This window comes from Bacillus sp. 5mfcol3.1 (assembly GCF_900114335.1).
In the GTDB taxonomy this organism is placed as follows: Bacteria; Bacillota; Bacilli; order Bacillales; family Bacillaceae_G; genus Bacillus_A; species Bacillus_A thuringiensis_S.
Map to the genome: position 1 here is coordinate 220,554 of NZ_FOST01000002.1, position 15,541 is coordinate 236,094.

Consider the following 15,541-nt stretch of genomic DNA (forward strand, 5'->3'; position numbering starts at 1 on the left):
CCTTTGCGTAGTCTTAGCGTAATGACACGTATTTATGATATGATTATATGATGTGATAGCGCTGAAAGGGGAAGAACGATGATCTATTTTGATAATAGTGCGACGACGAAGCCATATCCAGAAGCTCTTCAATCGTACGTGACGGTTGCTGGGAAATATTTTGGTAATCCTTCTTCTATTCATTCGCTTGGAGGAGAGGCAGAGCGTCTATTAACACAATCAAGAACGATTGCAGCGCAGCTTCTTCACGTTAAACCTTCTGAAATTATTTTCACATCAGGTGGAACGGAAGGGAACAACCTTGCGATTAAAGGGATAGCGATGAGGAATCGTTCGCGCGGCAAACATATCATTACAACAAATATTGAACACGCGTCTGTGTTTGAGGCATATAAGCAATTAGAAGAACTCGGATTTGATGTAACATATTTACCGGTTAACGAGCACGGTGTCGTATCGGTAGAGGATGTAAAACGAGCACTTCGTGAAGATACGATTCTTGTGTCAATTATTCATGTGAACAACGAAACTGGAGCAATTCAGCCCGTTGCTGAAATTGGAACGTTATTATCGAATCATCCGAAAATAAGATTCCATGTAGATCATGTACAAGGGATAGGAAAAGTACCGCTTGATTTATATGCTTCTCATATTGATCTTTGCTCAATATCTGGACATAAATTCCACAGTGTAAAAGGAACGGGTCTTCTTTATATACGTGATGGCGTAAGATTAGATCCGATTTTATCAGGTGGTCAACAAGAGCTTAAGTATCGCTCTGGTACAGAGAATTTACCTGGCATTGTAGCAATGGTGAAAGCACTTCGCATGACAATGGAACAAGTGAAAGAAAAGGTAGCTCATTTGCAAAGTTTACAAGCAGAGCTTGTCAGCTTCTTTAAAGAGATGGAAGATGTGACGATTAATACATCGCTTGCATATGCAGCACCGCACATTTTAAATGTATCATTTGTTGGTTTAAAACCAGAAGTAGTCGTTCATGCTTTAGAAGAGAACGGTGTATATGTATCGACGAAGTCTGCTTGTTCTTCAAAAGCAAATGAAGTGAGCAGAGTGTTAGTGTCAATGGGAGTGCCGCATGCAGCAGCTGCAAGTGCTATTCGTATTAGTTTGGCACCAGACAACACGATGGAAGAAGTAAAACAATTTGAAGGTATTGTGAAAGAGACGATGCCAAAATTATATGAAGTGATGAGGTAAAGAAATATGATGACATATGAATATATTTTAGTGCGTTACGGAGAAATGACGACAAAAGGTAAAAACCGTTCTAAATTTGTAAGCACATTAAAAGATAACGTGAAGTTCAAACTGAAAAAGTTCCCAAATATTAAAATTGATGCAACGCATGACCGTATGTACATCCAGTTAAACGGTGAAGATCATGAAGCAATCTCTGAAAGATTGAAAGACGTATTTGGTATTCATAAGTTTAACTTAGCGATGAAAGTACCATCAGAATTAGAAGACATTAAAAAAGGTGCATTAGCAGCGTTCTTACAAGTAAAAGATGATGTGAAAACATTTAAAATTACAGTGCACCGTTCTGATAAGCGCTTCCCAATGAAGACGATGGAGTTACTTCCAGAAATCGGTGGGCACATTTTAGAAAATACAGAGGATATCACAGTAGACGTCCATAATCCAGATGTGAATGTACGTGTAGAAATTCGCAGTGGTTACAGCTATATTATGTGTGGTGAGCACATGGGAGCTGGCGGTTTACCAGTTGGCGTTGGCGGAAAAGTAATGGTACTTCTTTCTGGTGGTATTGATAGCCCAGTAGCAGCGTACTTAACGATGAAACGCGGCGTATCTGTGGAAGCAGTTCACTTCCATAGCCCACCTTTCACAAGTGAGCGTGCAAAACAAAAAGTAATCGATTTAGCACAAGAGTTAACGAAATACTGTAAACGTGTAACGCTTCACCTTATTCCGTTTACAGAAGTGCAAAAAACGATTAATAAAGAAATCCCATCTAGCTATTCAATGACGGTTATGCGCCGTATGATGATGCGTATTACAGAGCAGATTGCTGAGGAGCGTAACGCACTTGCAATCACAACTGGTGAAAGTCTTGGACAAGTAGCAAGCCAAACATTAGATAGCATGCATACGATTAACGAAGTAACAAACTACCCAGTTATTCGTCCGCTTATTACGATGGATAAATTAGAAATTATTAAAATTGCTGAAGAAATCGGCACGTATGATATTTCAATTCGTCCATACGAAGATTGCTGTACAGTATTCACACCAGCTAGCCCGGCGACGAAGCCGAAGCGTGAAAAAGCAAATCGATTTGAAGCGAAATACGATTTCACACCGTTAATCGAAGAAGCTGTAGCGAACAAAGAAACAATGGTATTACAAACGGTTGAAGTAGTGGCGGAAGAAGAAAAATTTGAAGAACTTTTCTAAAACCATAAATTACCATATTTAAAACGTGTATGAAGTCATGTTATTTATCACACTCTATACTCACAAGGAGGTGATATAACATGTCACGTAGCACAAATAAATTAGCGGTTCCTGGTGCTGAATCAGCATTAGACCAAATGAAATACGAAATCGCTCAAGAGTTTGGTGTTCAACTTGGAGCTGATGCAACAGCTCGCGCTAACGGTTCTGTTGGTGGTGAAATCACTAAACGTCTAGTTTCACTAGCTGAGCAACAATTAGGCGGTTACCAAAAATAATCCCATATGATGGCTTAGAAAGAGCGGGTTCTCCCGCTCTTTCTTTTTGTTGTTCATATTAGTATAAATTCATTTCGACAAAAGCATAAAAAAATTGTCAAAAGAAGAGGGTTCAAAATTTACTGAAAATTCTTTATTATATAAGGGAGGCATAAATAAAAAGGAGGATGTTTATGAAGAGAGAGGAATTGTTGGCACCACCATCTTATAATTTAGTTTCAGAAATAGAGAAATATACAGACGATAAAGAGAAGCTTGCTTTAATTTGGCAAGATGATAAAGGGAATAGACGAGAAGTTACATATTTTGAATTAATGCAAGGGGCAAATAAAATTGGAAACGCTTTTATAAAAAGTGGCTTACAAAAAGGGGACAAGCTCCTTATTATGATGCCGCGTTTAATTGAAGCGTACATGACGTATATCGCTGCGATTAAAGCGGGATTTGTCGTAATTCCAAGTTCGGAAATGTTGCGTAAAAAAGATATTGAATATCGAATTGGACATGGTGAAGTAAAAGCGATAGTAAGCTATGAGCCGTACATTGGACAGTTTGATGATATAGAAGCAATGGAATCCCTTCAAAAATTCGTCCTGAGCGAGCAGTCAGTAGACGGGTGGATCAATTTAAAAACAGCATTAGAAACAGAAAGTGACATGTTAGAAATGGCGAAAACAGATAAAGAAGATATGGTCTTTTTATCTTACACGTCTGGGACGACAGGAAACCCGAAAGGTGTTGTTCATACGCACGCGTGGGCATACGCTCATTTACGTACAAGCGCCCCGAATTGGCTCGGAATTGAAGAGAATGATGTTGTATGGGCAACGGCTAGTCCAGGGTGGCAAAAATGGATTTGGAGCCCGTTTTTAGCAACTCTCGGTTCAGGGGCAACAGGATTTGTGTACAACGGTAAGTTTGAACCGAAAACGTATTTAAATTTATTAGACGATAATAAGGTGAATGTGCTTTGTTGTACACCGACTGAGTATAGATTAATGGCAAAGGTAGAAGATTTAAGCGAGTACAATTTAGAGGCGTTACATAGCGCTGTATCCGCAGGTGAGCCGTTAAATAGAGAAGTCATTGGAACATTCCAAAAGCACTTTGATATTACAGTAAGAGACGGCTATGGGCAAACGGAAAATACACTACTTGTTGGTGTAATGAAAGGGATGGATATTAGACCAGGATCAATGGGGAAACCAACGCCAGGTAACCACGTCGATATTGTAAATGAGGCAGGTATTCCAGTTAAAGTAGGCGAAGTTGGTGATATTGCAGTTCACATTGAAACGCCGGCACTCTTTAAACAATATTATAAAGACGATGAACGTACAGCGATGCAATTCCGCGGTGATTATTATATTACAGGTGATAAAGCGAAGAAAGATGAAGACGGCTACTTCTGGTTTGAAGGGCGTGGTGATGATATCATTATTAGCTCTGGTTATACAATCGGGCCGTTTGAAGTAGAGGATGCGCTTGTAAAACATCCTTACGTAAGAGAATGTGCGGTTGTCGCAAGTCCTGATGAAATTCGCGGAAGTGTCGTGAAGGCATTTATCGTATTAAGAGAGAATATAGAAAAGAACGAAGAAACATTAATTCCAACACTCCAACAACACGTCAAAGAACTCACTGCACCATATAAATACCCTCGCAAAATTGAATTTGTAGATGAACTACCAAAAACGATTTCTGGAAAAATTCGCCGTATTGAACTTAGAAAACAAGAGATGGAGATTCCGTCAAAATAATTTTGAAAACAGTGAAGTAAATAGTTGAATGAAATGCAAAACAATGATAATATAAAAACGAACACAAGTTCGATTTTATAAACTTAAAAAAGAGGTGTCCGTATGATTTTAGGTATTAATCCGTACTTAGTTTTAGATGGTAGTGGGCAAGAAGCTGTACAGTTTTATAAAGAGGCTTTAGATGCAAAAGTAGAAGTCATGCAAACTTTTGGTGACATGCCTGAAAATCCAGAATACCCGATTCCAGCTGAAGCGAAAGAGCGCGTTTTACACGCTACTTTAAAAGTTGGTAATACGGATCTTATGATTTCTGATACATTCCCAGGTCAAGGGCATGCAATCGGATCTCAAGTAACAATCGCAATTCAAATTAGTAATGCAGAAAAAGCAAAAGAAGTATTCGATAAGTTACAAGAAGGTGGAGAAGTTATCATGCCACTTCAAGAAACATTCTGGAGCCCAGCATACGGACAAGTAAAAGATAAATTTAATATTGAATGGCAAGTTACAACGTCTACTACTGAACAAAAGTAATTTTTAGAAAAGCACCATGTTTTGAAATGGTGCTTTTTTTTATACAATAAAAAATAAAGGAGATGGGATATATGGGAGAAATTTGGTATGGCGGTACCATTTACACAATGAGAGAAGAAAATGAAAAAGTGGACGCTGTTTACGTTGAAAACGGTACGATCGTTGATTTTGGAAGTAAAGAAGAGTTAGAAAACCAATATGCCGCGGTTACATTGCACGATTTAAAAGGCAAAACAATGATCCCAGGTCTCGTTGATAGCCATATGCATCTTATTGGGCATGGAGAGAGATTACTCCGTCTAGATTTATCAAATTGTACATCTTATGGTGAAGTGCTTACTCTTGTTCAGAAGCGAGTGAAAGAAGCTCCAAAGGGCTCTTGGATTATTGGAGAAGGATGGAATGAAAATAACTTTACAGATACGAAAGATGTTCACGCGCGTGATTTAGATGAAATTTCGAAAGAACACCCCATTTTATTAAAGCGAGTTTGTCGTCACGTTACATGGGTGAATTCATACATATTGCAAGAAGTGAACATAACAGAAGCGACGCAAAATCCAAAAGGCGGGAAAATCGGTAGGGATTCATCAAATAAGTTAACAGGACTTTTATATGAACAAGGACAAGAATTAATTAAACATGTTCAGCCTGAAATTGATGAAGCGTATTTACAAAGAGCTTTGCAAACAGCGATTAAAGATTGCTGGAAATACGGACTTGTTGGCGGGCATACGGAAGATTTAAATTACTACGGTGGTTTTAGAAAAACATATAATGCGTTTTCTCACGTTATAAAAGAAATGCCATTTAAAGCCCATTTGCTCGTTCATCATGAAGTAGCACATGAACGAAAAGAATATGAAAATGAACATTATATTGAATTTGGGGCAATGAAAATTTTTTCTGACGGTTCTTTTGGCGGAAGAACAGCATTATTAAGTGAACCGTATGAAGATGCGAAGGAAACGAATGGGGTTGCAATTTTCTCACGTGAAGAACTTGCGGAATTAGTGAAGAAAGCACGAGATTTACATATGCCAGTTGCGATTCATACTATCGGTGATTTATCGCTTGAATATGTCATTGATGCACTCGAATTATATCCGCCAGCAAAAGGGTTACGTGACCGCATTATTCATTGTCAGCTTGCTCGTGAAGAGTTGATAGAAAGAATGAAAAACTTGCAAGCCATTATCGATATACAGCCAGTCTTTCTTTCATCAGATTTTCCGTCAGTCATTGAAAAACTGGGAGAACACCGTCTTCGTTATGCGTATGCTTGGAAGACATTACTGGAAGCAGGACTACATTGTAATGGTGGTTCAGATGCTCCTATTGAACAAGTAAATCCGTTTCTAGGCATATATAGCGCTGTTACACGTAGAAGTTTTATTGACGGTGTATGCTATATGCCTGAGGAAAGATTAACGGTATATGAGGCTGTTTCTTTATTTACAACAGGAAGTGCCTATGCAATCGGAAAAGAAGCGAAACGAGGGCAAATTACAAAAGGATATGAAGCAGACTTTACAATATTAGACCACAATATTTTTGAAATTGAGGCAGAAGAAATAAAAGAAGTACAAGCAGAAATGACTGTAATAGATGGCCGAGTTGTCTATAGAAAAGATGTGTAAAAATATATCAGCGATTTTCGGAATATATCGACCGTAACTCGAAATATATGAGCGATTATTAAAATATATCGACTTACCGACAAAAACTGACAAGAATAACGGCCGGATAGTAAGAGATTATTGTTCGCGTCAATCGGGGTAAATAAATAACCGCAGAATTATGGAATTCCATAATTCTGCGGTTATTTTAATCCTATAAAAACGTTCTCTGTACTTTTTCCCAGAACGAATTATTTTTTAATTTAACTGTTTTAATTTGTTTATCGCTTAAGCGTACAACAGCTTTTTCCACTTGTTTAATGCTAAGCGCTTCGTTATCCATGCCGATAACAGGATAATCGTTACCGTCTGGTCTTAGTTTTAAAGTTAATGTACGTTCGTGATTTAAAATGAACGGTGAACCGAGCGTACGGTAAGTGTTGTTGTTTAAAGATGCTAGTTCGCTTACTTGGAAACATGGAATAAGTGGGTCAACAACTGCACCATGCAATGATTTATTGTAAGCTGTACTTCCTGTTGGGGTAGAAACTACTAAACCGTCCCCTCTAAATGTTTCGAAATATAAATCATCAACGTGAACATCTACAACGAATGTTTTAATAATGCTAGAACGTAATGAGAACTCATTTAAACAATAGAAAGATGTACCATGATCTACATCTACCTGAATTGTTGGATATTTTCGCACTTCAATTTCATTTTTTGTAATTTCTTGAAGGGTTGTATCAATGTGATCAATGTGGAAATCGCAGTAGAACGAAGTTTCATCTTTCGTAGAAATCCCTGCGTATAAGCAATCTTCTCTAAAACCAGTTTTACGAACGGCTTGTAAGAAGGTTGCATCATCTCCAACACTGACGATAGCGTTTGCATTTTTTGGATGATCTAATATGGTAAATCCATTCTCTTCTAAAATACGATAGATTGGTTTCATTTTTTCAACGAGCGTTGCTTTGTCATCACCATAAAAGAAAAATAAATTGCGACGATCTGCCATTATGTATCCCTCCACTGCAGTTAAATTTTCTGTTTTTCGTGCTACATATCATTAGAGTCCGTTCCCTGATGATATGTTCAAATAATATATTTCGATACAAATTGTCAAAACACCTTTTTATTTTTAGAAAAATTTTTATATTCAATCTTATGGAACTCTGTTTAATGATGAATAAAGTTGTCGATAATGGGTACGGAGTGAAAGGATGATACGTATGAAGTGGCTCGTAATTGGAATAATAATTCTTCTCCTTTTTATTTTGCTTATACTATTGTCGAAAATATCGCTTAAGGTGACATTTTTATATTCAGAAATGGAAAAGCAATGTTTATTTCAAGTGAAAATATGGATGATTCGATATACATTTGATGTATTGGAAAGAATTGAAAAACAGCAGAAAAAAACAGGACAGAAAATCGAAAAAGCTGAAGAGGACGGCGGACTAGATAATAAAATTATGGCGCAACTTGACAGTATTGGGGAACTGATAAAAAGGCTTCAAAAAGTTCATACTATCGTTAAAGATTTTCTCAAACGAGTGAAAATCAATGGTTGGAAATGGCATACGCAAATTGGAGCAGGCGACGCAGCTAGTACTGGAATTGTCACTGGATATGCATGGGGGACAAAAGGAATGGCTGCTGGAGTTGTCGGACAATATATGCATATTGTCGATGTACCAGAATTTGAAATTACTCCTGTTTTTCAAGGGAAAGGATTTGCATCGAGATGCGAGTTAACAGCATCTTTTCGTATATTTCGTACTATAAAAACAGCGGTGAAATTGCTCATATTTATGAGGCAGCAAAAATCTGGTATGACAGAAAAATCTGTTCAAGCATAGGGGGGATATAGAATGGACCATCCAATTCAAGGTTTAATGACAACCGCAATGCAGCATTTAAAACAAATGACTGATGTAAATACAATTGTTGGTGACCCAATTAAAGCGGCAGATGGAAGTGTAATTCTTACTGTTTCGAAAGTAAGTTTCGGATTTGCTGCTGGTGGAAGTGAATTTGGTAGGGTAGAACATTCAGGCCGTCATCCATTTGGCGGAGGAAGTGGAGGAGGAGTTTCTATTAATCCTGTTGCCTTTCTTGTTATAAATGGAGATGGTGTAAAAGTATTACATTTAGATAAGCAAACGCATGTCATCGATAAAATAATTGAATTAGCGCCACAAGCTGTTGATAAAGTGAAAGAAATGATGGATAAACGAAAAGAAGATGATCCTGAATTTCAAATTTAACGAATAAAGAAGCTAATCAATAGGTTAGCTTCTTTTATTTTTTTGTAAATAAAGCGATTTTATTTGCATTATCGATAGGGACAAACTATCATTTACATTGTACATATTTTGTTTAAATAAGGGAGGATTTTCAAGTGGCAAACGTAACTTTTAAAGGTAATCCAATGACTTTAGTTGGAACAGAAGTTAAAGTTGGCGATCAAGCGCCAAACTTCCAAGTATTAGCAAACGACTTATCTCCAGTAAGTTTAGAAACATACAAAGGCGAAGTAAAATTAATTAGTGTTGTACCTTCAATCGACACAGGTGTGTGTGATGCACAAACACGTCGTTTTAACCAAGATGCAGCAGGTATTGAAAACGCAAAAGTATTAACAATTAGCGCTGATTTACCATTCGCTCAAAAACGCTGGTGTGCAGCAAACGGTTTAGAAAATGTTGTAACACTTTCTGACCACCGTGACCTTTCATTCGGTGAAGCTTACGGCTTAGTAATGAAAGAACTTCGTTTACTTGCTCGTGCAGTATTCGTAGTAGATAGCAACGACAAAGTAGTTTACGTAGAATACGTAGGCGAAGGTACAAGCCATCCAAACTATGAAGCAGCATTAGAAGCAGCTAAATCTGCAAAGTAATGTGAAGGAAATGACCTCTTATAAAGAGGTCGTTTTTTCTCATATATCGCTGCGTAACGGTGCCGATATATGAGAAAAAACGTTATATCATATATAACTTGAGAGGGAGCTCTTTACAGGAGGTCGCTTTTTCTTTTTGGAAAAAATCACTTTGTGGTATGATATAAGTTATGTGTAAAAGAGAGAAGGAGGAATGTACGTGAGTCAGACAGTGGAAACATTATTTTCTATTTTTGATTCTTCTGCGGTAGTTTTACGTAAAGAATTAGATGTGACATATTTAGAGGCGCTTGTAGAAACAGGTGATAACTTGTTTGAAGGAGCGATTTTACAAGAGGAATTATCCGAATCAGCAATTGAAAGGCTGAATCGTGAATATAGTACGTTTAATGAAGAAACATATAAAGGTGAAGAAATTCGTAAAGCATTTCAGTTAGCCATCTTAAAAGGAATGAAAGAAGGCGTACAAGCGAATCATGAAATGACGCCTGATGCAGTTGGGATGTTCATGAGTTACTTATTCCATAAATTTATGCAAGGTCAAAACGAAATTACAGTTTTAGATCCTGCAATTGGAACAGGAAATTTAATGACTACAGTGTTTAATAGCGCCAAAGAAGGACTAACAATGAGTGGATTTGGTGTAGAAGTGGATGAAGTGCTAATTAAACTTGCTTTAGTAAATGCAAATTTACAAAAGCATGCAATCGAATTCTTCCATCAAGATGGACTAGCACCACTTTATATCGATCCAGTTGATGCAGTCGTTTCAGACTTACCGATTGGTTACTATCCAAACGAAATCGGTGCCAGTGAATATAAATTAAAAGCAGATGAAGGAATGTCGTATGCTCATCACTTATTTATTGAACAAAGTGTGAAACATACGAAAGAGGGCGGGTACTTATTCTTCTTAGTACCAAACTTCATTTTTGAAAGTGACCAGGCACCAAAATTACATGCATTTATTAAAGAAACATGCTTTATTCAAGGGTTATTACAGCTACCTGTTTCCATGTTTAAAAACGAGAAAAATGCAAAAAGTATATTTGTTCTCCAAAAGAAAGGCTCTAATGTAACAATGCCAAAACAGGCGTTATTAGTGGAGTTGCCTAAATTCTCTAACATGAAGGCGATGGAGAACATTATGGATCAATTAAATACTTGGTTTGCAACACATAAATAAAGCTGGGTATATGTAACAGAGTTAGTGATTCATGTAGTACAGTTTTATATAATATGTCATATTTTTAAATATATACTAGATTTAACTGAATTTTTTTGAAATCTGTAATATATATTTTTTCTTGGTGTTACAATTTTTTCACTTGAAATATATGTCGGACGATGTTTAAATTAAAATCGTGAGTATAAAATTTGCTAATGATGAAACGTTTTCATATTTAGTAAATTTGATTAGATAAAATCGAGCGGTTTGTGGAAACATCCACACAACTACCAAGAGAAAAAGGGGCGAAAGACTAGATGTCAAAAATCATCGCGATTAACGCAGGAAGCTCTTCCTTAAAATTCCAATTATTTGAAATGCCAAGTGAAACAGTATTAACAAAAGGTTTAGTAGAACGTATCGGTTTAGAAGATAGTATCTTCACTATTACTGTAGATGGCGAAAAACAAAAAGAAATTACAAACATTCCAGATCACGCAGTAGCAGTTAATATGCTTCTTAAAAAATTAACTGAAAACGGAATCGTTAAATCTCTAGATGAGATTGGCGGTATCGGTCACCGTGTCGTTCACGGCGGCGAAAAATTTGCTGACTCTGTTTTAATTACTGATGAAGTATTAGCTGATATCGAAGAATTAAGCGATTTAGCACCACTTCATAACCCAGCAAACGTTGTTGGTATTAAAGCATTCCAAGAAGTATTACCAAACGTACCAGCAGTAGCAGTATTCGATACAGCATTCCACCAAACAATGCCGGAATCTGCATTCCTATACAGCTTACCATATGAGTACTATGAAAAATTCGGCATCCGTAAATACGGTTTCCATGGAACTTCTCATAAATATGTAACTGAGCGTGCGGCTGAATTATTAGGTCGTCCAATTGAAAGCTTAAGCTTACTTTCTTGTCACTTAGGTAACGGTGCAAGTATCGCAGCAGTAGAAGGCGGTAAATCTATCGATACTTCTATGGGCTTCACTCCACTTGCTGGTGTAACAATGGGTACACGTTCTGGTAACCTTGACCCTGCGTTAATTCCATACATCATGGAAAAAACAGGCCAAACAGTAGAAGAAGTAGTTAACGTATTAAACAAGAAGAGTGGTATGTTAGGTCTTACTGGTTACTCTAGTGACCTACGTGACATCATTGCGAAAGAAGAAGAAGGCGACCACCGTGCGAAAGTAGCACTTGATGTATTCGTAAGCCGTATCCACAAATACATCGGTTCTTACACAGCTCGTATGAAAGGTGTAGACGCAATCATCTTTACAGCTGGTGTAGGTGAGAACAGTGCGATTATTCGTGAGCGCGTATTAGAAGGCCTTGAGTACATGGGCGTATACTTCGATGTAAAACGTAATAACGTATTCGGTGAAGAAGCATTCATCAGCTTCCCACACTCTCCAGTAAAAATTATCGTAATTCCAACTGACGAAGAAGTTATGATTGCTCGTGACGTACTACGTCTTGGAGATATTGGTTAATATATGAAAAGAAAGACGAGATCCTACAGGATTTCGTCTTTTTTCTTTTGGATGTATTTTAAAACACCATCCGGATATAATATTTTTTCTTTCTGAATGAATGCCGTAATAGGAATCCATTTCGCATACGCTACTGTTTGCTCATCTTGTATATTTAATATTTTCATTTCATATAGTGATGTGTCTAATAAACGCAAAGAATATAGTTGAATGATTTCATGACCAATGCCCCCATCTAGATGAAAGACATTTTCTAAACAACCTAAATAATTGATGATTTCTATCTCCGTATGAAGCTATTCTGTAAACTCCCGAATAACAGTATGTGCTGATTTTTCACCAAGTTCAATGGAACCGCCAAGAGGACGATAATATGTTTCGCCTTCTGTATGATATTCTTGTACGAGAAGGCGATCTTGGTGTACAGCAAGACCGAAAGCTTTTGCACGTGGATACATATAGAATCACTCCTTATTTGTTTTGTATAAGGACGATTATAATGTATGGTGTGATAAAAGTATCGTGTATTTAAGTGTGTGGTCTAACTGTAATTCCATCAAATAAGTCTTTCCAAAATGCTTCATTGTATTGGTATACATCCATAATAGGACATTTCATAATGCAAGTACGTTGTAATCCCCAATCTTCTTGGGTGATAGTTGGTATATCGGCAGGAATTAGTAATAGGACAGAGAATGTATGTGTAACGATTTGAGATAAAATTTGTTCTAGGGAACATGCTTCTTCATATGTTCCTCCAGTTCGAATAAACAATATGGATTCTGCCGTTTCAATTGTAGTTAGAAAACGATTAATTCGATGTTCATAGTTTAACTTAATTTCTGTATAAGAAGGCCAATAATTTGGTGTGTTTACATCTGTTTTAAAGTCATGACAGGAGTCAATTTCATAAAGGTTGTCCCTTAATCTTAATTTGGCATCATCATCCCAAAATGAGATGAAGGATAGATTTTCGAAATTTAAAAAACGGTCAAATCGATTTTGTAATAATAAATTTACTTTCGTTAATGAAGGACTTAGCATAAAATCAATAACGCCAAAAAATGGTGATAATTCTAATTGATATAATGCCCAAGCAGGCCAACAGTTTTGTCCTAAGCTGAATACTGCGTTATAGTTTTGTTTTAGATTGGATAGATTCATGTGAAGTATCTCATCCTTTTTGCTATTATTTTATGTCACTCATAAAGGGTATGTGAAAAGAGATATACAAGCATATTTGTAAAGAATAAGCAGAAATATGTTACAATAGAAAAAAATCGAACGAGGTGGTTGTTACGATGCGATCGAAGCGAGAACAAGCCATTTTAGACAATATAAAAGAATGGGAAGCGCAATTAGTTGAGCAAGAAGCGACCGATTTTCAAAAAGTGTTTGATAAATGGTTACATACTACAGTTGCGAAATTACCTGAGAAAAAGCGAAAAGAATTCTTCACGAAAGCAGATGGATGGCTCTTTCATTTGCATGCATTTATTCAAAGTTCACAAGCACAGTTAGACGCACGTAATCGGATTTTAGGAACATCGAGATTATTTGATGAATCGATTGAACAGCTTGAAGATTTGAAAGCATTATCTATTGATCAGTTAACATACATAGCAGAGCAGCAAACAGCACGTCATCGTCTATATTCATTTGTGCAAGGCGGGGCGACAGGTGCTGGAGGTTTATTATTATTAACGGCGGATTTTCCGGTTATGATCGCGTTAAATGTGAAGGCGGTCCAACTTATTGCAACATCATTTGGACATGATGTGAACAAGCCATATGAAATGATGCTTGCGTTAAAGGTGTTTCACGCGTCATTACTACCAGGAAGACTTCAGCAATACGCATGGTACAATTTATTGCAAGAGCTGGAACAAGAAGATTCGTTCTTTTATGAAGGAGACGAAGCAGTGTTACAAACAGCTTCTACTGAAGTTGTGTTAAAACAAATTTTGAAGACATTTTCGATTTATGCTCTTCGTCGTAAATTATTCCAAGGTATTCCGGTAATTGGAATGGCAATTGGATCTACAGTGAATTATCGTTTAACAAGAAACGTTACTGAATTTGCAAATAGATTTTATCAAGTGCGCCATATAGTCGAGAAAGAAAAAAGAGCATAAAAAAAAGCGAGAGGCCGAAGCCTTTCGCTTTTTTAATTTGTTGCATGTTTTTTGGACATTGGAACAGATACTGGCTGTTTTTCTGCTGTTTTTTCTGTTTTTGGATAATAAATTAAATCCAATGTTTTTGCCTGTACGGCAATCGAAAGAATAGTAAAAGCAATTTCTGTCCAATTTAAATAATATAATGAAAGCGCAAGAACAATCGCGTCAAAGACGAAGAAAATTTGCCCAATTGTAAAACGAGTTCGTTTACTTAATACAATTGTTAAAATATCGTCTCCACCGGTTGCACCGCCAAATCGCAATATAAAACCGAGTCCAATACCAGCTAACGCACCGCCAACTACTGCAGCTATAAATAAGTTATTTGATAAATCTACCGTAAATGGAGAATAATTTTCCATAAAGGAATAAAATACTCCGAATGAAATTGAACCTAAGAATGAATAGCCAACCATTTTTTTACCTAAAAATGAAGCACACAGTAAAATAATTGGGATATCCATTAATACAGTTGAAATAGATGGTGAAATATCATAAAAGTTTTGAATGAATAGTGCAATTCCTACAAATCCACCTTCTGTTAAGTGGTTTTGAAAGTGAATATGATATAGCGCTGCTGCTAAAATAAATGAACCGATTAAAACCATAAAAATTTCTTTAATAATTTGCCGACTTTGGATGTTCCTCATCGTTATTCCTTCTTTCCGTAGTTAGTAGTCCTTTTTGTGTTGTAAACTAACTACGAGCTCACATGTAGCTTTCAGTTAGTTTACGAAAAAACTAACTACGCTATATGTCGCTGAAGAAATAACGAATAATCCTCTCGTCCATCAATTCTCCCTACCTTCGTTTTAGTTTAAGTCTTAAAACGACTAAACAAAACGTGGAGTAGGATTCGTCATTTAGCAATCCTGCTCTTCTTTGTTTTGTTTAGTTAGTAACAATTAAGTCCTAAACAAAACGCTATGTGTAAGAAGAGTCTTTTTTTTGCCAAATTATCCTTCGGGCAATCATAATTTCCCCACTCTCGTATTTTTTTCGCTAGACTAAAGTATCTGAGCTGAAAAATACGCTACGTGTATGATTCGTCAATACGATGCCACATGCTCCTTCGAGCGATCATGATATCAAAATCCCTTCCTTCAAGATTTATACTATTATATCATACTTTTAAAAAATGTAT

15 protein-coding genes and 1 pseudogene are annotated in these 15,541 nt (G+C 36.7%); 12 read left to right on the forward strand and 4 right to left on the reverse strand.

The window, feature by feature from the left end:
• Positions 1-78: 78 nt before the first annotated feature.
• From BM089_RS10365 to BM089_RS10390, 6 genes are all read left to right on the forward strand, one after another.
• Complete coding sequence (locus tag BM089_RS10365) at positions 79-1,221, forward strand: cysteine desulfurase family protein (protein WP_090976907.1); 1,143 nt, start codon at positions 79-81, stop codon at positions 1,219-1,221.
• 6 nt (positions 1,222-1,227) lie between these two features.
• Complete coding sequence (thiI, locus tag BM089_RS10370) at positions 1,228-2,442, forward strand: tRNA uracil 4-sulfurtransferase ThiI (protein WP_000989274.1); 1,215 nt, start codon at positions 1,228-1,230, stop codon at positions 2,440-2,442.
• Positions 2,443-2,522: 80 nt separating this feature from the next.
• Positions 2,523-2,720 carry an alpha/beta-type small acid-soluble spore protein gene (locus BM089_RS10375; protein ID WP_000091640.1) on the forward strand — a complete coding sequence of 66 codons (198 nt, stop codon included), beginning with the start codon at positions 2,523-2,525 and terminating at the stop codon, positions 2,718-2,720.
• Positions 2,721-2,893: 173 nt separating this feature from the next.
• A complete protein-coding gene (locus tag BM089_RS10380; RefSeq protein ID WP_090976909.1) occupies positions 2,894-4,480 on the forward strand; it encodes an acyl-CoA synthetase MbcS in 1,587 nt (528 codons plus the stop codon).
• Between the two features lie 102 nt (positions 4,481-4,582).
• Positions 4,583-5,014 carry a VOC family protein gene (locus tag BM089_RS10385; RefSeq protein WP_000600350.1) on the forward strand — a complete coding sequence of 144 codons (432 nt, stop codon included), beginning with the start codon at positions 4,583-4,585 and terminating at the stop codon, positions 5,012-5,014.
• 71 nt (positions 5,015-5,085) lie between these two features.
• A complete protein-coding gene (locus tag BM089_RS10390) occupies positions 5,086-6,654 on the forward strand; it encodes an amidohydrolase (RefSeq protein ID WP_090976911.1) in 1,569 nt (522 codons plus the stop codon).
• 193 nt (positions 6,655-6,847) lie between these two features.
• Here the strand turns inward: BM089_RS10390 and BM089_RS10395 are convergent, their stop codons facing one another.
• Positions 6,848-7,651 (reverse strand): NAD kinase, encoded by an 804-nt coding sequence (locus tag BM089_RS10395; protein ID WP_090976912.1) that lies wholly within the window; start codon positions 7,649-7,651, stop codon positions 6,848-6,850.
• Between the two features lie 205 nt (positions 7,652-7,856).
• Between BM089_RS10395 and BM089_RS10400 the strand changes: the two genes are divergently transcribed.
• The 5 genes from BM089_RS10400 to ackA all read left to right on the forward strand — a co-directional run bounded on the left by BM089_RS10400 (position 7,857) and on the right by ackA (position 12,217).
• The gene (locus BM089_RS10400; RefSeq protein WP_002094156.1) at positions 7,857-8,495 is read left to right on the forward strand and encodes a DUF2953 domain-containing protein; all 639 of its coding nucleotides are present in this window, start codon (positions 7,857-7,859) and stop codon (positions 8,493-8,495) included.
• Between the two features lie 12 nt (positions 8,496-8,507).
• A complete protein-coding gene (ytfJ, locus tag BM089_RS10405; RefSeq protein ID WP_000350007.1) occupies positions 8,508-8,903 on the forward strand; it encodes a GerW family sporulation protein in 396 nt (131 codons plus the stop codon).
• Between the two features lie 134 nt (positions 8,904-9,037).
• Positions 9,038-9,538 carry a thiol peroxidase gene (gene tpx, locus BM089_RS10410; protein WP_000024527.1) on the forward strand — a complete coding sequence of 167 codons (501 nt, stop codon included), beginning with the start codon at positions 9,038-9,040 and terminating at the stop codon, positions 9,536-9,538.
• 199 nt (positions 9,539-9,737) lie between these two features.
• Positions 9,738-10,724 carry a class I SAM-dependent methyltransferase gene (locus BM089_RS10415; RefSeq protein WP_000084365.1) on the forward strand — a complete coding sequence of 329 codons (987 nt, stop codon included), beginning with the start codon at positions 9,738-9,740 and terminating at the stop codon, positions 10,722-10,724.
• A gap of 299 nt (positions 10,725-11,023) precedes the next feature.
• Positions 11,024-12,217, forward strand: coding sequence for an acetate kinase (ackA, locus tag BM089_RS10420; RefSeq protein WP_053563553.1), 1,194 nt, complete (start codon positions 11,024-11,026; stop codon positions 12,215-12,217).
• A 23-nt stretch (positions 12,218-12,240) separates the two neighbouring features.
• Here ackA and BM089_RS10425 read toward each other — a convergent pair.
• Positions 12,241-12,675, reverse strand: a pseudogene (locus BM089_RS10425) (NUDIX hydrolase).
• A 70-nt stretch (positions 12,676-12,745) separates the two neighbouring features.
• Entirely contained in the window at positions 12,746-13,381 is a 636-nt protein-coding gene (locus tag BM089_RS10430; protein ID WP_090976914.1) for a DUF1796 family putative cysteine peptidase, read from the reverse strand.
• A gap of 137 nt (positions 13,382-13,518) precedes the next feature.
• Here BM089_RS10430 and BM089_RS10435 point away from each other — a divergent pair, with 137 nt between their 5' ends.
• The gene (locus BM089_RS10435; protein ID WP_001256853.1) at positions 13,519-14,352 is read left to right on the forward strand and encodes an EcsC family protein; all 834 of its coding nucleotides are present in this window, start codon (positions 13,519-13,521) and stop codon (positions 14,350-14,352) included.
• 32 nt (positions 14,353-14,384) lie between these two features.
• On the opposite strand, the gene BM089_RS10440 is transcribed toward BM089_RS10435, so the two are convergent.
• Positions 14,385-15,047: a YitT family protein gene (locus BM089_RS10440; protein WP_043935401.1), complete on the reverse strand. Its 663-nt coding sequence runs from the start codon at positions 15,045-15,047 to the stop codon at positions 14,385-14,387.
• Between the last annotated feature and the right edge of the window lie 494 nt (positions 15,048-15,541).